Source organism: Aeromonas sp. TECH754, assembly GCF_056279295.1.
Genome location: NZ_JBWBRA010000001.1, coordinates 2393823 through 2412206 on the forward strand (window position 1 = coordinate 2393823; position 18384 = coordinate 2412206).

18 protein-coding genes are annotated in these 18384 nt (G+C 60.9%); 6 read left to right on the top strand and 12 right to left on the bottom strand.

The window, feature by feature from the left end; translation table 11 throughout:
• Window position 1 precedes the first annotated feature (1 nt).
• The 3 genes from ACZ9IL_RS10550 to lpcA all read right to left on the bottom strand — a co-directional run bounded on the left by ACZ9IL_RS10550 (window position 2) and on the right by lpcA (window position 2101).
• Window positions 2-337, bottom strand: a complete 336-nt coding sequence (locus ACZ9IL_RS10550) for an Hpt domain-containing protein (RefSeq protein ID WP_476003475.1) — start codon at window positions 335-337, stop codon at window positions 2-4.
• A gap of 302 nt (window positions 338-639) precedes the next feature.
• Window positions 640-1437 carry a class II glutamine amidotransferase gene (locus ACZ9IL_RS10555; RefSeq protein WP_476003476.1) on the bottom strand — a complete coding sequence of 266 codons (798 nt, stop codon included), beginning with the start codon at window positions 1435-1437 and terminating at the stop codon, window positions 640-642.
• 85 nt (window positions 1438-1522) lie between these two features.
• Window positions 1523-2101, bottom strand: a complete 579-nt coding sequence (gene lpcA / locus ACZ9IL_RS10560) for a D-sedoheptulose 7-phosphate isomerase (protein ID WP_033129351.1) — start codon at window positions 2099-2101, stop codon at window positions 1523-1525.
• Window positions 2102-2361: 260 nt separating this feature from the next.
• Here lpcA and fadE point away from each other — a divergent pair, with 260 nt between their 5' ends.
• On the top strand, window positions 2362-4818 hold the full coding sequence (gene fadE / locus ACZ9IL_RS10565) for an acyl-CoA dehydrogenase FadE (RefSeq protein ID WP_476003477.1): 2457 nt from the start codon (window positions 2362-2364) through the stop codon (window positions 4816-4818).
• Window positions 4819-4994: 176 nt separating this feature from the next.
• Window positions 4995-6515 carry an HD domain-containing phosphohydrolase gene (locus ACZ9IL_RS10570; RefSeq protein WP_476003478.1) on the top strand — a complete coding sequence of 507 codons (1521 nt, stop codon included), beginning with the start codon at window positions 4995-4997 and terminating at the stop codon, window positions 6513-6515.
• Window positions 6516-6583: 68 nt separating this feature from the next.
• On the opposite strand, the gene ACZ9IL_RS10575 is transcribed toward ACZ9IL_RS10570, so the two are convergent.
• Both ACZ9IL_RS10575 and dnaQ read right to left on the bottom strand, forming a co-directional pair.
• Window positions 6584-7846: a TIGR03503 family protein gene (locus ACZ9IL_RS10575; protein WP_476005342.1), complete on the bottom strand. Its 1263-nt coding sequence runs from the start codon at window positions 7844-7846 to the stop codon at window positions 6584-6586.
• Window positions 7843-8577, bottom strand: a complete 735-nt coding sequence (gene dnaQ / locus ACZ9IL_RS10580; protein WP_476003479.1) for a DNA polymerase III subunit epsilon — start codon at window positions 8575-8577, stop codon at window positions 7843-7845. The genes ACZ9IL_RS10575 and dnaQ overlap by 4 nt, the downstream gene beginning before the upstream one ends.
• A gap of 53 nt (window positions 8578-8630) precedes the next feature.
• Between dnaQ and rnhA the strand changes: the two genes are divergently transcribed.
• A complete protein-coding gene (gene rnhA / locus ACZ9IL_RS10585) occupies window positions 8631-9095 on the top strand; it encodes a ribonuclease HI (protein ID WP_476003480.1) in 465 nt (154 codons plus the stop codon).
• A 40-nt stretch (window positions 9096-9135) separates the two neighbouring features.
• On the opposite strand, the gene ACZ9IL_RS10590 is transcribed toward rnhA, so the two are convergent.
• Window positions 9136-9858 carry a class I SAM-dependent methyltransferase gene (locus tag ACZ9IL_RS10590; protein ID WP_476003481.1) on the bottom strand — a complete coding sequence of 241 codons (723 nt, stop codon included), beginning with the start codon at window positions 9856-9858 and terminating at the stop codon, window positions 9136-9138.
• Window positions 9859-9939: 81 nt separating this feature from the next.
• On the opposite strand from ACZ9IL_RS10590, the gene gloB reads away from it, so the two are divergent.
• The gene (gene gloB, locus ACZ9IL_RS10595) at window positions 9940-10704 is read left to right on the top strand and encodes a hydroxyacylglutathione hydrolase (protein WP_476003482.1); all 765 of its coding nucleotides are present in this window, start codon (window positions 9940-9942) and stop codon (window positions 10702-10704) included.
• Between the two features lie 87 nt (window positions 10705-10791).
• Here the strand turns inward: gloB and ACZ9IL_RS10600 are convergent, their stop codons facing one another.
• Window positions 10792-11010 carry a hypothetical protein gene (locus ACZ9IL_RS10600; protein WP_476003483.1) on the bottom strand — a complete coding sequence of 73 codons (219 nt, stop codon included), beginning with the start codon at window positions 11008-11010 and terminating at the stop codon, window positions 10792-10794.
• A gap of 54 nt (window positions 11011-11064) precedes the next feature.
• Here ACZ9IL_RS10600 and ACZ9IL_RS10605 point away from each other — a divergent pair, with 54 nt between their 5' ends.
• Window positions 11065-12315 carry a lytic transglycosylase gene (locus tag ACZ9IL_RS10605; RefSeq protein WP_476003484.1) on the top strand — a complete coding sequence of 417 codons (1251 nt, stop codon included), beginning with the start codon at window positions 11065-11067 and terminating at the stop codon, window positions 12313-12315.
• A gap of 68 nt (window positions 12316-12383) precedes the next feature.
• On the opposite strand, the gene ACZ9IL_RS10610 is transcribed toward ACZ9IL_RS10605, so the two are convergent.
• Entirely contained in the window at window positions 12384-13229 is an 846-nt protein-coding gene (locus ACZ9IL_RS10610; RefSeq protein WP_476003485.1) for an endonuclease/exonuclease/phosphatase family protein, read from the bottom strand.
• A gap of 111 nt (window positions 13230-13340) precedes the next feature.
• On the opposite strand from ACZ9IL_RS10610, the gene ACZ9IL_RS10615 reads away from it, so the two are divergent.
• Window positions 13341-13565 (top strand): hypothetical protein, encoded by a 225-nt coding sequence (locus tag ACZ9IL_RS10615; RefSeq protein ID WP_042641934.1) that lies wholly within the window; start codon window positions 13341-13343, stop codon window positions 13563-13565.
• Between the two features lie 6 nt (window positions 13566-13571).
• Here ACZ9IL_RS10615 and yciA read toward each other — a convergent pair whose 3' ends face one another.
• The 4 genes from yciA to ACZ9IL_RS10635 all read right to left on the bottom strand — a co-directional run bounded on the left by yciA (window position 13572) and on the right by ACZ9IL_RS10635 (window position 18330).
• Window positions 13572-13970, bottom strand: a complete 399-nt coding sequence (gene yciA, locus ACZ9IL_RS10620; RefSeq protein WP_241342917.1) for an acyl-CoA thioester hydrolase YciA — start codon at window positions 13968-13970, stop codon at window positions 13572-13574.
• Window positions 13971-14177: 207 nt separating this feature from the next.
• Window positions 14178-14990, bottom strand: coding sequence for an NAD-dependent epimerase/dehydratase family protein (locus ACZ9IL_RS10625; protein WP_476003486.1), 813 nt, complete (start codon window positions 14988-14990; stop codon window positions 14178-14180).
• Window positions 14991-15235: 245 nt separating this feature from the next.
• A complete protein-coding gene (locus ACZ9IL_RS10630) occupies window positions 15236-16234 on the bottom strand; it encodes a LacI family DNA-binding transcriptional regulator (protein ID WP_476003487.1) in 999 nt (332 codons plus the stop codon).
• A 179-nt stretch (window positions 16235-16413) separates the two neighbouring features.
• On the bottom strand, window positions 16414-18330 hold the full coding sequence (locus tag ACZ9IL_RS10635; protein ID WP_476003488.1) for a transglycosylase SLT domain-containing protein: 1917 nt from the start codon (window positions 18328-18330) through the stop codon (window positions 16414-16416).
• Window positions 18331-18384: the final 54 nt, after the last annotated feature.

Here is an 18384-nt window from a genome sequence, read left to right on the forward strand (position 1 = left end):
ATCAGTGATAGCGGGCCAGGTGGGAAAAGACCTGCGGCAGGGAGTGTTCGAGCTGTGCCAGCAACTGGCCTGCGTCTTCTGCATCTTCCCGCCGGCAAGCGAGCTCCAGCGCAATCACCTGCCGGTAGCTGGGCTCGGCACCATAACTGCCGCAAGAAGACTTCATGCTGTGGGCGAGGCGCGCAAGGGCAGTCCAGTCCCGCTGCTCCAACAGCGGCCTGAGCTGGGCGAGTTGTGCACCCACCTCCTCGACAAAGACCGAGATGACCACAGGCATCATCTCGTGACCTATGTCTTCTGCCAGTTGTCGCAGCACCTTCTGATCCAGCCACTCCATCTTCTTTTCCCTTTGATGGTATCCAAACAGACCACAATATAGCCGATCCACCCGCTTGCTGTCATCCGCACTGGCGGGGGAGAGAGGGCCGCTCGGCTGCCTCAACAACACCATAATGTGAGCCAGTTCAAGTTCTCGAAAAGTCGGCACAGCGGGATAATATTTAAATGTTGCAACAAAATTAACATTTAAATAACAATGCGAGTCATGAGAATGATGCGGCTCAGCAACACCTCTCTCATCCCTTTTTGCCTGTATGGCTGCTGCGAAGAACCAGGGTAGGATTCTACCCTGGTATTTTTTTATTCCTGAACCAGCAACTTGGCGGCGTTGCCATATTCCAGTTCACCCAACCGGAACAGGCAAAACTCACCAGGCATCATCTTTACCCAGTTTTCATTGCCGGTGAGCGGCCGGGTCGCGACCAGCGTCACCACGTCATTCGGTGTCGTCTCGCTCTGAAAATCGATGGCCACGTCCTCGTCCAGCAAACTGGCCTCACCAAAGGGTGCCCGCCGGGTCAGCCAGTAGAGGTTGTTGCTGCAATAGGTCATCACGAACTCTCCATCCGACAGCAACATGTTGAATACCCCCAGCGTGCGCAGCTCCCCGCACAGACTCGCCAGATGGCGGAACATGGCGGGGAAATTGGTCGGGCGCTTGGGGTATTTCTGCTCGAGCTGACCAAGCAGCCAGCAGAAGGCGTGCTCGCTGTCGGTGTCACCCACCGGACGATGACGCCCGGTCGGCAGCCGCTTGTAGCCGGTCAGCTGGCCGTTATGGGCGAAGGTCCAGTAGCGTCCCCACAGCTCGCGGGTGAACGGGTGGGTATTCTCCAGCGACACGCAGCCCCGGTTGGCCTGCCGGATGTGGCTGACCACGGCGCGGCTCTTGATGGGCAGCGCCTGCACCAGCTTGGCGATGGGAGATTGGGCGCTGGGCTCGGGATCCTTGAAGGTACGAAAACCCCGCCCCTCGTAGAAGGTGATCCCCCAGCCATCCTTGTGGGGTCCTGTCTTGCCGCCCCGCAGCATCAGCCCGGTGAAACTGAAGCAGATGTCGGTCGGCACATTGGCACTCATGCCGAGCAATTCGCACATATCCAGTCAACCCCCAACTTGCTTGAGCATCTCTTCTTCATTCAATGGCGCTAGCCGGATCTGAGGCCTGAGTGCCATCTTCCGATTACTTGGCCATCTCTTTTTCGACCAGCTGGATCAGGATGTGGATCACCTTGATGTGGATCTCCTGAATGCGGTCGGCATAGCCAAAATGCGGTACCCGGATCTCGACGTCGGCGAGGCCCGCCATCTTGCCACCGTCCTTGCCAGTCAGCGCGATCACCTTCATGCCCTTGGCATGAGCGGCCTCGATGGCTTTCAGAATGTTGCCGGAGTTGCCACTGGTGGAGATACCGAGCAGCACGTCGCCACGACGACCGACCGCTTCCACGTAGCGGGAGAATACATAGTCGTAGCCGAAGTCATTGGAGACACAGGAGAGGTGGCTCGGATCCGAGATGGCGATGCCGGCGTAACCGGGGCGGTTCTCGCGATAACGGCCGGTCAGCTCTTCGGCAAAGTGCATGGCATCGCAGTGGGAACCACCGTTGCCACAGGAGAGTACCTTGCCTTCCTGCTTGAAGGAGTCAGCCAGCAAGCGAGCGGCGGCTTCGATGTTCTTCAGGTTTTGCTCATCGGCCAGGAATGCCTGGAGCACAGTGGCAGCTTCGGTCAATTCATTGCGGATAAGTTCTTGGTACATGGCGTCTGATGTCTCTCTTGTATCGTCCAACATAGGGTCGACCCATTGTCGCACAAGCCAATCTCGCCGTCGCCCCCCTGCCCGCCAAGATGCCGCCTGCGAGACGTTAGGCCGATCACAGCGCCGAGGTAACAAGCTTGTAAACAGCTTGATAAGTTTGTGCGCATGATTTACAACTGGGGCCACATCCAACAGGTCAGACCTCTGGATCAGTTAACTCACTCTCCCCCAACTTCGGCAACTCATGCAAGGAGCGAAAAATGACGACGACCCTCACTCTGCTCGGAGTGATCCTGGTGATCGGCGCCATGGCTTATCGCCGGGCGTCTCTGTTCACCTCCACGCTGGCCACGGCCGTAGCCCTGCTCATAGGTGCCTTCTATGGCCAGGTCCCCCTGTTGATCTGGGTACTCTTCGCCCTGGTTGCCATCCCGTTGAATCTGGTGGAGTTTCGCCGTAATCAACTGACCAGGCCGCTGTTCAAGATCTACAAGTCCATCATGCCGGAGATGTCTCGCACCGAAAAAGAGGCCATCGAGGCGGGCACCACCTGGTGGGAAGCCGACTTGTTCGCCGGCAACCCGAACTGGAAGAAGCTGCACGCCATTCCGGTCAGCACCCTCAGCGCCGAAGAGCAGGCCTTCCTGGACGGCCCGGTCGAAGCGGTGTGCCGCATGGTCGACGATTGGGAGGTGACCCACGAGCGCGCCGATCTCTCCCCCGAGGTGTGGCAATACCTGAAGGACCACAAGTTCTTCGCCATGATCATCAAGAAGAAATACGGCGGGCTGGAATTCTCCGCTTATGCCCAGTCCTGCGTGCTGCAAAAGCTGTGCGGCGCCAGCGCCGTGCTCGCCTCCACCGTCGGCGTGCCCAACTCCTTAGGGCCTGGCGAGCTGCTGCAACACTACGGCACCGAGCAGCAAAAGGACCATTACCTGCCGTGTCTCGCCATTGGCAAGGAGATCCCCTGCTTCGCCCTGACCAGCCCGGAAGCGGGTTCGGACGCCGGTTCCATCCCGGACTTTGGCATCGTCTGCAAGGGTGAGTGGGAAGGGGAAGAGGTGCTCGGCATGCGCCTGACCTGGAACAAGCGCTACATCACGCTGGCTCCCATCGCCACCGTGCTGGGGCTGGCCTTCAAGCTGCGCGACCCTGATCACCTGCTGGGGGAGGAAGAAGAGCTCGGCATCACCTGCGCCCTGATCCCCACTCACATCAAGGGCGTCGAGATCGGTCGTCGTCACTTCCCGCTCAACGTGCCGTTCCAGAATGGCCCGACCCGCGGTGAAGGGGTGTTCGTGCCGCTCGATTTCATCATCGGTGGCCCGGCCATGGCCGGCCAGGGCTGGCGCATGCTGGTGGAGTGTCTCTCGGTCGGCCGCGGCATCACCCTGCCCTCCAACAGCACCGGCGGTGTCAAGATGCTGGCCCTGGCGAGCGGCGCTTACAGTCGCATCCGCCGCCAGTTCAAGCTGCCCATCGGCAAGATGGAAGGCATCGAAGAGCCGCTGGCACGCCTCGGTGGCAACGCCTACATCATGGGCGCCGCCGCCAAGCTGACGGTGACCGGCATCGATCTGGGGGAGAAACCCTCGGTCATCTCCGCCATCGTCAAGTATCACCTCACCGACCGCGCCCAGAAGTGCGTCATCGATGCCATGGACATCCACGGCGGCAAGGCGATCTGCATGGGTCCGAACAACTATCTGGCCCGCGGTTATCAGGGCGCCCCCATCGCCGTCACCGTCGAAGGGGCCAACATCCTGACCCGCAGCATGATCATCTATGGTCAGGGTGCCATCCGCTGCCATCCTTACGTGTTGCCGGAGATGCTGGCCGCCAGCCACCCGGACAAGGAAGTGGCGCTCAAGGAGTTCGACAAGGCGATGTTCAGCCACGTCGGCTTCGCCATCAGCAACCTGGTGCGCAGCGTCTGGCTGGGCCTGACCGGTGCCAAGCTGGCCGCGGCACCGTTTAAGGATCAGACCAAGGGCTACTACCAGCAGCTGACGCGTCTCTCCGCCAACCTGGCCTTCCTGTCCGACATGGCAATGGGCACCCTGGGCGGCGAGCTCAAGCGCAAGGAGCGGGTCTCCGCCCGTCTCGGCGACGTGCTGAGCCAGCTCTATCTGGCCTCCAGCGCCCTCAAGCGCTATCAGGACGAGGGTCGCCAGCAGGCCGATCTGCCGCTGCTGCACTGGGCACTGCAAGATGCGATGTTCAAGGCGCAGGAAGCCATCGACGAACTGCTGCGCAACTTCCCGAACCGCTGGATTGGCCTAGCCCTGCGCGTCATCGTGCTGCCGCTTGGTCGCGATCTGAAGCGCCCGAGTGACAAGCTCGACAACCAGGTCGCCCGTCTGCTGCAAACCCCGAGTGCCACCCGCAGCCGCCTGGCCGAGGGTCAGTACCTCACCCGCGAGCAGGGCAATCCCTTCGGGCTGTTGGAGCAGGCGCTCGATGACGTGCTGGCCGCCGAGCCGCTGTTTGACAAGGTATGCAAAGTGGAAGGCCTCAAGCGCCCCTTCACCCAGCTGGACAAGGTGGCCGATGCTGGTCTCGCGCTGGGGGTCATCAATCAGACCGAAGCCGAGCTGCTGCGCCGCGCTGAGCAGAGTCGCCTGCAGACCATCAACGTGGATGACTTCGACCCCATCGATCTCGTCGCCAACAAGTCGCTGTTTGAGGCTTCCGCCTATCACAGGGCAGCCTGAGTCCGGTTTTGAATGCCAAAACGCCTCCCTTGTGGAGGCGTTTTTTATGCCAGAATTACCTGCGCCAGCTGGCTCGAAAAAGAGACGTCAGCTGGATCAAATTTTGTAAATCTATCCGTTTCCTATCGTTAATGAAGCAGTTAAGGTATGCACAGGATCACACACAGGATTGCATAATGGATGATCAAATCCTGATTATTGATGACGACGACGATCTGCCCCTGCCCGCATCACGACAAGCTGGCTGGAAGGTGATGATCGTGGATGATGAGCCGGAAGTGCACCGCATCACCAAGATCACCCTGAGCAAGTTTGAATTTGACGGCAAGCCCATCGATTTTCTGCACGCCTATTCGGCCGCCGAGGCCAAGGCGTTGCTCGCCACCACCTCGGATCTCGCCCTGTTGCTGCTCGATGTGGTCATGGAGGCTGATGACGCCGGTCTCGCCGTGGTGAAGTTCGTGCGCGATGAACTGCAAAACAAGATGGTGCGCATTGTGCTGCGAACCGGCCAACCCGGTCAGGCGCCGGAGGATGACGTCGTCACCAACTACGACATCAACGACTACAAGGACAAGACCGAGCTCACCTCCCAGAAGTTGCGTACCCTGCTGCGCGCCAGCCTGCGCTCCTACCGGGACATCCGTACCCTGGAGAGCAACCGGCAGGGACTGGAGAAGGTCATTGAGGCATCCAAGGGGATCTTCGAACAACGCGCACTGCGCCAATTTGTCGAGGGAGCCCAGACCCAGCTCAGCGCCCTGCTCAACCTGGAAGACTCCCAGATCTATGATGTGAAGCACCTGGCCTACGAGGTCCGGGATCAGGAGCTCGAACCTCTGCTCAGCAATGAACCACCCCTGCGGCTGAGCGAGGCCCCCGCCATTTTGCGCCACGCCATGACCAAGGGGGCCAACGTCTACGACGGCAACCAGATGGTTCTTTACTGCCAGAATGCCCGCCATCACCTGCTGTTCCACATCGAGACCACCCGCCCGCTTAACCAGATGGACACCGGCCTGCTGAGCCTGTTCACCGAGAACATCATAGTGGCGCTGGAAAACATCCGGCTCAACGAGGTCATCGGCGACAACCAGCGCGAGATCATCTACCGCATCGGCGAGCTGGTGGAGACCCGCTCCAAGGAGTCCGGCCTGCACGTCAAGCGGGTGGCGCTCTATACCGAGCTGTTCTGCCAGCTGCTTGGCATGAACGAGGAGCGCTGCGAGCTCATCAAGCGGGCCTCTCCCCTGCACGACATCGGCAAGGTGGGGATCCCGGACGCCATCTTGCACAAGCCTGGCAAGCTCACGCCGGAAGAGTGGGAGATCATGAAGACCCATGCCCAACTGGGGCAGGACATGCTCTCCGGCAGCGATCTGGCACTGTTCCAGATAGGCGCCACCATCGCCGGCAGCCACCACGAGAAATGGAATGGCAGTGGTTATCCCCGCGGGCTCAGCGGCGAGGCCATCCCGCTGGAGGGGCGCATCGTCGCGCTGGCCGACGTGTTCGATGCCCTGGGCTCGGATCGCTGCTACAAACAGGCCTGGCCGCTGGATCGCGTAATGGCTCTTATCGAAACCGAACGAGGTCAGCACTTCGATCCCCAGCTGGTGACCCTGATGCTGGCCAATCTGGACAAGTTTCTCGACATTCGCGAACAGCACAAGGACATCTATATCGGCGCGCACTGAGCGAATGCCGCTCGCTCGCCATGAAAAAGCCGCCCACTTGGGCGGCTTTTTCACCATCAGGTGCTGGCCTACTGCTCCGGCAGATTCAGATCCAGCGCGGGAGCCGGTGCAACCTCACTCTGTGCCTTTTGCGCCGCCATCGCCTTGTGCAGGATCCGGCGCTTTTGCAGCAGAATAAACCCGCCAGCACCGAGCAGCAGCAACAGTAAACCGCCGCCACCCAAGATCCAGGGCAACAAGCTGCTGCTCTCCTGCGGCTCAGGTTGCGACTCGGCCGGCATCACCGCCGGGGTGACCGGGGCCGCCGAGGGCTGAGGTGCCAGCACCGGCAATATGTTGAACGACTTGGTCGGCAGTTGCAGCCGTATTTCTCGCCCGAGCCGGGTCGTGCCAAACAGGGTCACCTCGACCTTGTACTGCCCCACCGCCTTGAGGGTGGGGAGATCGATGTTGACGCTAGGCTCGCTCGCTACCGCATTGAACGCCAGGCTCTCGCCGGTACTGTTGATGGCCTTGCCCTGGATGGCCACCGAGGCCGGATCCAGCTCGTCGGCATCGATGAGCAAAGCGAGTTTGGCCCCCGATTCACCGGAGGGCGCCGTCAGGGTGTAACTGACCGGCCATGGGAAGAGCAGCACCTGCTGTGACTGGGCACGGGAGAACACCTGGTTACCTGTGCTGTAGAGGGCACGATACTTCCCTGCCGGAACGTCCAGCACGGCCTCTGTGGTCATGACGCCATCCCCCGGCACCTCATCGAGCCCCTTGCCATCGTCCAGATAGCGGCCAAGGGTCTCCTCGAACAGGGGATCCCCGTCCTGGGCGGCATCACCAAATTGCTGCAGCTTCACCGTCATGCCCAGATCGGAGAGGTAATAGCCAGCGCCGGGCGCCGCCCCATCGATCAGCAGCCGGGATTGCAGCTTGACCTGCTCCCCCTGATAGAGTCGGGACGGCAGTGGCTCGCTCTCGAGCCGGATGTCAGACAACAGTCGCACCCGGTTGTCGGGGTCGACTCCACCGATGGCTTGCCAAGGGCCCGCCATGGGATTGCGAATCGTGATGAGATCCTGATCCTGCTGCGCCAGCCAGCCTACGTCCGGCGGGGTGACCTTGCCCACATAGAGCTTGCTGCCATCGGGTTGCACCAGGATCACCGAGGGGGTACCCGGCTTGCGTTTGATGATGAAGGTGATCTCTTTCACTCCGTAATCGATGCGAAAGCGATTGTCGAGCAGCGGGATGTCGGAGGAGGCAAACACCTCGTTGGCCATGCCCGCCATCGGGAGCGACAGCGACGCCAGCAGCAATCCGCTCCAGAACGGGCTCATTGCCGCCACAGGCAGGCGCCTCCCTTCTTCTGCACCAGATCGAGCCGCCCCTCGTGGGTCGCCACCACCTCGTCACTGGCACGGATCACCTTGAGCGGCGGGCGATTGCTCTCCAGCCGGCGGATCCCGGTGTCCTGGTTGCTGTCGTTCTCGCTGCTCTCGTTGGCCAGATTGAGCTTGGTCTGGCCACCGGTCATCAGCAGGTAGACGTCGGCCAGGATCTCCGCATCGAGCAGTGCACCGTGCAAGGTACGGTGGGAGTTGTCGATGCCGTAGCGATCGCACAGCACATCCAGGTTGTTGCGCTTGCCGGGGAACAGATCCCGCGCCATCGCCAGGGTATCCGTGATGCCACAGATATCCGCCGTCTTGAAACTCAGGCCAAGCTTGCTGAACTCATAGTCCATGAAGCCCACGTCGAAGGGTGCGTTGTGGGCGATGAGCTCGGCGCCGCGGATGAACTCGATGAAGTCATCGGCTATCTGGCTAAAGGCTGGTTTATCGACCAGGAAGGCATCGGTGATGCCGTGCACCGCGATGGCCTCGGGGTCCACCAGTCGATCCGGCTTGATATAGACATGGAAATGATTGCCGGTCAGTTTGCGGTTGATCACCTCCACACAGCCGATCTCGATGATGCGGTGCCCGAGGTAGACGGGGCCGCCTGCCGTGTTCATACCTGTGGTTTCAGTATCCAGAATGATCTGGCGATTCAGTTGGGGTGTGTTCATGATCCAATCTATGTCAAACTTCGGTTTTACTCGCTAGTTTACCCTCAAGCACCATGCAAAAACAGATTGATTTATATACGGATGGTTCCTGTCTCGGCAATCCGGGCCCCGGTGGCTATGGCGCCGTCATGGTCTATGGCAAGCACCGCAAGGAATTGGCGGGAGGCTATCGGCTGACCACCAACAACCGGATGGAGCTGATGGCCGCCATCATGGGACTGCGTACCCTGAACGAACCCTGCCAGGTCCGCCTCACCACCGACAGCCAGTATGTGCGCCAGGGGATCACCCAGTGGATCATCGGCTGGAAAAAGAAGGGCTGGATGACCTCGAACCGTCAGCCGGTCAAGAACGTCGATCTCTGGCAGGCGCTGGATGCGGAGGCGAGCCGCCATCAGATCGAATGGCTCTGGGTCAAGGGGCACTCAGGCCACCCGGAGAACGAGCGCTGCGATGAACTGGCCCGGGACGCTGCCAGCGGCAAACAGCTCGCCGAAGACACGGGTTATCAACCCTGAGGTGTTGCACCTCCCGGTTATTTGAAGCCGCTGAGACTGGCTACCAGCCCTGACGCGCCATGCCCGGCGCCGCCATCGATTCTGGCAGGCGCCAGCGACGGCGCACCGGCGTGATGGGGAAACGCCGCTTGCGGGCGGCTATCACGTAGACCGAGGCAAGGGGCCGGCAATAGTCTCGCCCCAGACTCTCCCGCCACCAGCCGATCCGGCTCTGCTTGCCCATGAAAGAAAAGCCGAAGCGCTCGTCAAACATCACCTCGCACCCCAGCAACTGCAACCAGTCGGTCACCCGCACCGGAGTGAACATGCGTGCCGACCAGGGCAGACGCTGGCGCAACACCGGCAGATAATGGCCAAGCCCCACCAGGCTGACGGGGTTATAGCCGCTGACGATGAGCCAGCCATCCTCGGTCAACACCCGTTCGGCCTCACGCAGCACCTGATGGGGATCCGGTGAGAAATCGAGGCAATGGGCAAGCAGACAGGCATCCACGCTGCCGGTGCGCACCGGCAAGGCCAGGGGATCGCCCTTGATATCCAGCGGTCTGCCGTCAGGGGCGACCCCAATCTGGTGGCGAATGGAGGAGCCACCGCAGGAGAGCTCGGCGCTCAGGGCGCCAATTTTCAGCAGATGATAACCAAACAGGTGCGGGCACCAGTTATCGAGCCGCTCCTGGATTTCGGCGGCCACCCAATCCCCCATGGGCAGCGCCGACCAGCTGGTCGGGATCTCGATCTGTTGTTCGCTACGTGCCAGCTGCATAATGGGACCAATCCGGGGTTCAAACGCCATTCTGTTATATAAGATCCCTCCCATAAAGAGAACACAAAGAGAAGCCGACTCATGTATAGCGTCATCACAGTTCCTGCCTTCAGTGACAACTACATCTGGTTGATCCGACACGAGAATCACTGCCTGGTTGTCGATCCGGGCGAGGCCGCACCGGTACTGGAACGGCTCGATGCCCTGGGGCTAGAGCTCGACGCCATCCTGCTGACCCACCACCATCGCGATCACGTGGGCGGTGTGCTCGCGCTGCTGCAGCACTTCCCCCATGCCCGCCTCTATGGCCCGAAACTGGATCCCATGCCGGACCATCACGGCCAGTGGCTGGAGGATGGCGATCAGATCAACTGGCATGGCCTGAGCCTGGACGTCCTCCATGTGCCCGGCCACACCCTGGGCCATATCGCCTATCACGGTCAGGGCATGCTGTTTTGTGGCGACACCCTCTTCTCCGCCGGCTGCGGTCGCCTGTTCGAAGGGACCCCGGCCCAGATGCACGATTCGCTGCAGCGGCTCGCGGCCCTGCCCGACGACACCCTCCTTTATTGCGCCCATGAATACACCCTCTCCAACCTGCGTTTCGCCCACGCGGTCGAACCCGACAACCTGGCGATCCAGCAGCGGATCGGGGTGATCAGCAAGTTGCGCCAACAGGGTCTTCCGAGTCTCCCCTCCCGCCTGGGGGATGAGCGGCATTTCAACGTTTTCATACGCTGCGAGCAGGATTCCGTGCGATTTTCTGCTGAGAAATACGCCCTGAAATGCTTGGAAAATCCAGAGGATACCTTCGCCGTGCTGCGGGGCTGGAAGGACGTTTTTTGAACAAACCTTGATCAGGGGGCTATTGCCCCTTATGATGCGAGCTGTTTTTCAATAGATGACCTGAGCGAGATGAAGCTACGAACGGCCTTATTGGCAGCGCTGTTTCTCAGCGGCTGTCAAAACCTGAGCCATCAGGATGACCGGGCGATAACGGCAATCGAGCCGATCAAATCCCCCCAAGTCAGCAAGAAAACGTACAAAAAACACTCTTCGCGCATGCTGTTCGGTGATGAACAGCTGGAAGAGATGGATGACACTGATAACCTGTGGGTGCGTATCAGCGATGATATGCAGCTGGACTCGCATGATAATGCCCGAGTCCGCCAACAGCGTGATTGGTTACTGCGTAATGATAAGCATATGGCGACCATTGCCAGCCGGGCTGAGCCCTACCTGTATCTGATGGTAGAGGAAATCGAACGGCGTGAGCTGCCAATGGAGCTTATTACCATCCCCATGATCGAGAGCACCTTCGATCCCAATGCCCGCTCCCGCAGCAATGCGGTCGGTCTTTGGCAATTTGTGCCTGCCACCGGCAGAAACTTCGGCCTGCGCCACGACAACTGGTATGACGGCCGTCGCGATGTGATTGCGTCCACCAATGCGGCGCTGGATTATCTGGAATACCTGAACCGCTTCTTCGACGGTGACTGGTTGCAGACCCTGGCCGCCTACAATGCCGGCGAAGGACGGGTGCGCAACGCCATCATCCGCAACCAGAAGGCCGGTCGACCGACCGACTACTGGTCGCTGGACTTGCCCCGCGAGACCCGGATGTATGTGCCCAAGATCCTGGCCATGGCGGACCTGATCCGCAACGCGGATCAATACAATGTTCCCCTGCCGATGCTGGCCAACAAGCCTCAGCTGCGGACCATCAACACCGGTGGTCAGATCGATCTTAACGTGGCGGCCCAGTTGGCGGGGGTGTCCGCATCCCAGCTCAAGGCACTCAATCCCGCGCTCAAGCGTGGCATGACGTCGCCGCAGGGACCTTACAACCTGCTGGTGCCTGTCGAGTATGCCGACACCCTGGAGCTGGCGCTGGCCGATCTGCCCAAGCGTGAACGCACCCGTGGCGTGCACTCCTATCAGGTCACCAGCGGCGATACCCTGTCCCGCATCGCCCAGAACCACGGGGTGAGCGTGCAGCAGCTCAAGCTGGCCAACAACCTGCGTGGCACCAACCTGCGTCGTGGCCAGACTCTGGTGATCCCCAACGGCGGCAAGTCGAGCACAGTAGCCCAGAGCAAGCCGCAGCAACTGGCCAGCCGTAGTGGCAACAAGGTGAACTATCGAGTGCGCTCCGGCGACAACCTGTGGAGCATCAGCCAGGCGCACGGTGTGGCACACACCGATCTGGCCAAGTGGAACGGATTGAATGCCAAGTCGGCCCTCAAACCTGGCATGAAACTGGTGGTCTGGCCCAAGCAGGGCAAGGGCAGCAACAAGTCCATGGTCTATCAGGTGCGTCGTGGAGACTCCCTCTCCTCCATCGCCGCCCGCTTCCAGGTCGCCGTCAACGACGTGATGCGCTGGAATCAGATCGGCAAGAGCGACGCCCTCAAGCCGGGTCAGGAGCTGACCCTGTTCGTGAAGAACAACAGCTGATGGCTGAGACCAGATAAAAAATACCCCGCCTGGTGCGGGGTATTTTTTTGCCTGCCATCTGGTTCTGATCAGGGAGTAATAGTCTGGGCAGCGAAACGCGCCATGATGGGATTGTGATCCGAGGCATCGGTGGCGGGTGAGCTCACCTCCACCAGATCCAGGTTGCGATAGTAGAGGTGATCGAGCGGGCGACCGAAGGCGGTGCGGCGCAAGTCAGGCACCGGGATGGCTTCCTGCAGGCCGAGCTCTCCCACCAGCTTGTTCAACCAGAATTCCCGTTTGTCGCTCCAGGTATTGAAATCCCCCGCCAGGATGACCGGGCCCTGATGACGGTGGATCAACGCAGTCAGATCGTTGATCTGCTCGCGAAAGGTCGCCATCCCTAGTTCGAAGTTGACCGCGTGCAGGTTGACCACCAGCACACCGTCCGGATCCCCCTGCAGTGGATACAGGCTCACCAGACCGGACTTGGGAATGCGCAGCAACGGCTCGGGTGAGCGCACACCGCAGACGAACGCCTGTGGCGTCTTGGCCACCGTCATGACACCAAAGGACATCCCGCCCTGGGTAAAGGCTTGCAGTTGCTGCCACTGGAAGTCGCCGCTCTTGAGCCAGTCCAGCATCTCGGGACGAGTGACCGACTCCTGCAGCAGCACCAGATCCTGAGACTTGGCGTACTCATCCAGCCCCTCGCGCCAGTTTTTACGCTGACCCTTGTAGAGATTCCAGACGGTGATGCCGAACTCGCGGGGCAAGGCGGTGGATGCCAGCGCCACCAGCGGCGGTTTCTGGCAATTGACGCCGGGCACTATGCCTGCCGCCGTGACCAGATGATCCTGATCAGGCACCTCGAAACAACCAACCAGTCCCAGCGTCAGCAGGGAAGTCCCCAGAATCCGATAACTATTTTTCATTGGCTAACAATCACCTGCCTCTGCAACCGGCCATGAACGACACAAGTGTCATGGTCGCCGACTAGTCTCATTATTCGTGTCCGGCCCGACTCATCCATGAGGGATCCCGCAATGGCGAGACAGCACCAGTACCGCGTGACATTTTATGATCAACAAGGAACTTGTCATCAAGTGGAGCTCTCCACCGTCTACCAGATCAGGCGGGATCCCCAGTGCGATCTCTGCCTGTTTGACGCCACGCAATGCGTTGGCTCGGAAGAGATGCTGGAGCGCATGATACGGCAAAAAACCGGGCTTGAGCAGGAAATATCCATCATCAGCGCCCGGATCATCTGAGCAGGATCAGACCGGGACGGGGCGGGATTTGCCCTGATCGTCGATGGCAACGTAAGTGAAGACCCCTTCGGTCACGCAGTAACGCTGGGCTTCATTCTCCCGCAGCACCGGCTTGACCCAGACTTCCAGCTTGAGGCGCATGGAGCTGCGCCCGATCTTCAGGCAACGGCCATAGCAACACACCACATCACCCACCTTGACCGGACTGTGGAAGGTCATGCCTTCGACCGAGACGGTACAGATGCGTCCCTTTGCCAGCTCCTTGGCCATGATGCCCCCCCCTATATCCATCTGGGACATGATCCAGCCCCCGAAGATATCACCATTGGGGTTGGTATCGGCTGGCATTGCCAGGGTTCTCAGCAGCAGTTCCCCATCGGGGTGACGCTTGGTATCGACCATCATTACGACTCTCTATGACAGGTACGAAGTGGTGGTCAGACGGCAAGCCCCCGCGCCTATAAAGGCATGGCCGGGTATCGAGCGCCAGCTGACCGCACTTCAGGATAAGAATGGCGGCATGATAGGGGGCGATCCCGGCCTTGGCAAACCTCAATTGCCCGCACGCCCCTGAGAGGGGGCGCAGCAGATAATATTGAGCCCTATCCTGTTTCAATCTGATTGTGCTGCCTGATCGGCAAACCAGTGGGCCGGATCCGGCCAGCGATAGGCAAAGCCGAGCCGCTGGCAGATCAGTTGCCCCTCGATCGGTGCAAAGTCGCCGGCCGGTTCGGTGAAGACAGGCGGCGCCAACCCGAGCAGGCGGGATGCAAACGGGTAGAGCTGCTCGCGTCTGGGGTGTACCGGGGCACTCAGGTTGTAGGCATCCCCATCCTGCCCTTGCATCAGCATCAGCTGACAGGCGCTCACTACGTCGTCCAGGTGCACCAGGTTCACCGCTTGAGCGCCCCCCGCCAGCGTCTTGCCCGCGAGGAAACGGCCGGGATGGCGATCCGGGCCATAGAGGCCGGCGGGGCGCAGCACCATGGCAGATCCGAAGCCTGCCCCCTGCACTGCCTGCTCGGCGGCCAGCATCCGCTCTCCCCTGGCATGAGCCGGCCGAGGGACTTCCTCCTCCCCCTGCCCGGTTGCCCACACCGAGGTGGCGCTGATAAACAGCACCTTTTGCGTGCCCGCCGCCCTGGCCAATAGGCAGAGCCGCGCCACCGCGGCCGGATAATCCTCGGTCTTGCTCGGCGGCACGCAGACAACCAGCTCGCGGCAGCGAAACGGCAAGGCGTCCAGCTGAGCCGACAGCTGCAGCGGCCAGGCCGGCACCCCCTCGGCCGTCAGGCGCGCGGCCTTCTCGCCCGAGCTGACCGTCACCGCGACCGATTGGCCTTGCGCCTGCAGCGCCTTCGCCAGCGGCAATCCCAGCCAGCCGGCTCCCACTATTCCCGTCTGATATTCACTCTCGACTGTCATCGGTAAAATCCTGGCAAAAAAAAACGGCCATCCATGATGACCGTCGAAAGTAACGAAGGAAATAGCTGGATTAACCAGTTACCTCCCACAGCGGGAAAATCGGGAGCGCACGCTCCTAATTCGTGGGCCTATCCTAGTGGCAGCGCAGCCAAAAAGCTTTGAAGCGGATCACAGTTGAAAAGGATTTCTGAAAGCGCTTTCAATACTTTGCGTATTTATTGGCCCGTTCAGGGCCAATAAATGACTCAGGCCACGGACTCCCGGCGAACCAATTCGGCCTCGAATTTGAGGGCCAGGCCGTCGACCGGCTTGTGATCCAGCAACCGCAAGGCCAGCTCCGCGGCCCGCTCGCCCATCTCCTCGATGGGGTAGCGCACGGTGGTGAGCTTGGGGTAGATGTAACGGGCATAGGGGATGTCGTCAAAGCCGACCACCGACACCTGCTGCGGAATCTTGTAGCCTCGCTCCAGCAGGCAGGAGATGGCCCCCGCCACCATGGCGTCGTTGAAGCCCAGCACGGCGCTGAATTCGACCCCGCGCTCCAGCAACTCGCCCATGGCCACGTAGCCACCCTTCTCGTCGGCATAGGCGCGACCGATCAGGGCCTGATCCAGCTCGATGCCGGCGCGCTGCAGCGCGACCCGGTAACCCGCCATGCGTTGCTGACCGTCGACGAACTCTTCGTCATCCGAGGTAACGAAGGCAATCTTGCGATGTCCCGCATCCAGCAGGTGCTGACAGGCGGTGGTGATGCCCGCCTGATTGTCCAGCCAGACGCAGCGATCCTCGCAACCCGGCACCTGACGGTTGATGAAAACGATGGGGGTAGAACCCGTCGCCAGCTCGATCAGTTCGGCATCCGGCAGCGCCTTGCTGTGCAGGATCAGGGCGTCGCACTGACGCTGCAGCAGCGCCTGGATGGCGTGACGCTCGCGGGTCGCATCATGATTGCCGGATACCACTATGGTGAATTTGTTCGCCTTGTCGACCATGCTCTCGATGCCGCGCATCATCTGGGCGAAGAAGGGACCACCACAGAGATCCCCCACCAGCACGCCGATGCAATTGGAGCGTTTGCTCACCAGGGCCTGGGCAAAGCTGTTGGGACGGAAACTCAACTCTTTCATGGCCGCGAGGACAGCCTCGCGCTTCTCGGGGGCGACCTGCGCCGTGTTGTTGATGACTCGCGACACCGTCGAAATGGACACATTCGCCAGCTGAGACACATCTTTGATCGTTGCCACTCTCAATTCCTTTGTTGGAGAAACCTGTCTGTGTTGATCGAGCTATTGTATCGAACCTGCCAGCCCAAGACGCGGTGCCCGATCACCTGGCAGGTTTCCTTTTGTAACAAAGCTTAAGGGATGATAACCATTTTGAGGCAAGAAAGGGAGGCAACCGCCACGACGATTGCCTCCCATTCTCAGTAGGCGTGATTCAGCTCGCGTTCCGACATGAAACGCAGCGGCTGCTGCAGCTTGTGCTGATAGATGAGATCGAAGGAGAGTACGTTCTGGACGTAGTTGCGCGTCTCCCGATAGGGAATGCTCTCCACCCAGACATCCATCGGCTTGTTCTCGCTCTGATCGCGCCAGCGTTTGACCCGGCCGGGGCCCGCGTTATAGGCCGCCGCCGCCAGGATCCGGTTGCCGTCATACACATCCAGCAAGCGCTTGAGGTAGGCGCTGCCGAGCCGGATGTTCATGGCCGGATCGAACAGCTGCTGCTCGTTGCGATAGGGCACTCCCAGCTTGGCGGCCGTCTCCTTGGCGGTCGCCGGCATCAGCTGCATCAGGCCACGCGCCCCGACCGGCGACTGCGCCAGCGGATAGAGGGCACTCTCCTGACGGGAGATGGCGTAGAGCAGGCTGGTGTTCATGGTGCGCTCCTGCGCCATCTGGGAGAAGGTGCGCTTGAGGGGCAGCGGGAAGCGCAAGTCGAGCGCGTCCCAGGCCTCGGCCCGGATGCTGGAGAGGATCGCCAGCTCATGCCAGCCCTGATTGAGGGCGATGTGACCAAACTCGAGGCGTTGGGCCACCGGGTTGCGATCCATGTTGTGGATCCACTCAGAGCGTGCCGCCGTGATCTCGTTCATGTCCAGCAGCTCGCGCACCCGCAGCAGGAAGGGCCAGCGGCTGCTCGCCGTGCGCCAGTCCGGCACCTTGTGCGCCGAGCTCTGGTTCTTGATGCGATAAGGCACGCCGGTGCGCTGGGCCGCCATGAAGCCATAGAAGCCGCGCAGGTTGGCGGTCTCGAGATAGAGATCCCGCGCCGTCTTCTGCTGGCCCTTCACCTCGAGGGAGCGAGCGAGCCAGTAACGCCAGCGATCTTCCTTCTGCAGCGCCATCGGCATCTTCTTGACCCAGCCGTCGAGCCCACGCCAATCCTCTTCCCAGATGGCGAGCCGCGCCCGCAGCTCCAGCAGCTCGGCATCCTTGCTGCGCGCCAGGGTCCCATCCAGCCAGCCGCGCTGGGCAGTGGATCTGTCCAGCAGCAGACGACGGGCGGCGGCCCGCTCCACGGCCGCCACCTCGGTCTGATTCAGACCGAAGCGACGCTTCATCTCGCCCAACTGGCGCAACACGGCCTCGGGCTCCTGATTGGCGTAGCGGGCCAGCCCCAGGGCGAGCAGGTGTCTGGATTGGGGCGCCGCCGTGAAGTTGGCCGGGTTCATCGCCCTGGCGGGTTGATCGAACAGGGCGATCATCTGATCCCCGTAGGGTTTCAGGTTGCCGCTCAGCTGGGCGCCGAGGTGACGGATGAGGTCGGGATTTTGCGCCTCGAACGCCAGCTTCATCCGCTGCCAGATCTTATCCTGAGTGCGCAGGCCGGCCTGTTGCCAGAGCTGGAACAGGGGATCGCAGGCATCGGGCCTGGATTGACCGCTCAGCCAGAGCTTGTCCGCTTCATTCAGGGCTTGTGTCCGCTGTCCGGTGTAGTAGCGCGCCTGATAGTGCATGCAGAGCAAGTCGGTGGAGCTCGGCTTGGCCGGGTAGAAGCGCAGGAACTGGGACCACTGCTGGCTCTGGGCCAGGTAGGTGAGATAGCTGCGCTCCAGCCGGTTGGACTGGGGCGTGTCCCCGTGCTGGCGGATAAAACGGGTCACATCGTCGTAGTCCGCCGCCCCCGGTCGGAACGCCAACTGGTAGTAATCCAGATAGGGCAGCAGCGGATAATGGGTCAAGCGGGCACGGATCTGCTGGAAACGGGCCTGATCGTCCGCCCGTACCGCATCATAGGCCTGACGATAGAGGGATTGCTCCATGGTTTGAGCAGAAGCTTGCGGCAACAGCCCAGGCAGGCACAGCGCCGATAAGATGATTCCCCAGACGGCTTTCACGAATAGCGTTCTCCCTTGAGAGGCACAACCACCGCCCGTTGGCGGTGGTGACAT

Coding starts and splice junctions, on each gene's coding strand:
- ACZ9IL_RS10570 (WP_476003478.1), top strand. CDS start 4,995: ATGGATGATCAAATCCTGATTATTGATGACGACGACGATCTGCCCCTG.
- ACZ9IL_RS10590 (WP_476003481.1), bottom strand. CDS start 9,858: ATGCAGCTGGCACGTAGCGAACAACAGATCGAGATCCCGACCAGCTGG.
- fadE (WP_476003477.1), top strand. CDS start 2,362: ATGACGACGACCCTCACTCTGCTCGGAGTGATCCTGGTGATCGGCGCC.
- ACZ9IL_RS10600 (WP_476003483.1), bottom strand. CDS start 11,010: ATGCGAGTCCAGCTGCATATCATCGCTGATACGCACCCACAGGTTATC.
- gloB (WP_476003482.1), top strand. CDS start 9,940: ATGTATAGCGTCATCACAGTTCCTGCCTTCAGTGACAACTACATCTGG.
- lpcA (WP_033129351.1), bottom strand. CDS start 2,101: ATGTACCAAGAACTTATCCGCAATGAATTGACCGAAGCTGCCACTGTG.
- rnhA (WP_476003480.1), top strand. CDS start 8,631: ATGCAAAAACAGATTGATTTATATACGGATGGTTCCTGTCTCGGCAAT.
- yciA (WP_241342917.1), bottom strand. CDS start 13,970: ATGATGGTCGATACCAAGCGTCACCCCGATGGGGAACTGCTGCTGAGA.
- ACZ9IL_RS10615 (WP_042641934.1), top strand. CDS start 13,341: ATGGCGAGACAGCACCAGTACCGCGTGACATTTTATGATCAACAAGGA.
- ACZ9IL_RS10575 (WP_476005342.1), bottom strand. CDS start 7,846: ATGAGCCCGTTCTGGAGCGGATTGCTGCTGGCGTCGCTGTCGCTCCCG.
- ACZ9IL_RS10625 (WP_476003486.1), bottom strand. CDS start 14,990: ATGACAGTCGAGAGTGAATATCAGACGGGAATAGTGGGAGCCGGCTGG.
- ACZ9IL_RS10605 (WP_476003484.1), top strand. CDS start 11,065: ATGGCGACCATTGCCAGCCGGGCTGAGCCCTACCTGTATCTGATGGTA.
- ACZ9IL_RS10555 (WP_476003476.1), bottom strand. CDS start 1,437: ATGTGCGAATTGCTCGGCATGAGTGCCAATGTGCCGACCGACATCTGC.
- ACZ9IL_RS10610 (WP_476003485.1), bottom strand. CDS start 13,229: ATGAAAAATAGTTATCGGATTCTGGGGACTTCCCTGCTGACGCTGGGA.
- ACZ9IL_RS10550 (WP_476003475.1), bottom strand. CDS start 337: ATGGAGTGGCTGGATCAGAAGGTGCTGCGACAACTGGCAGAAGACATA.
- dnaQ (WP_476003479.1), bottom strand. CDS start 8,577: ATGAACACACCCCAACTGAATCGCCAGATCATTCTGGATACTGAAACC.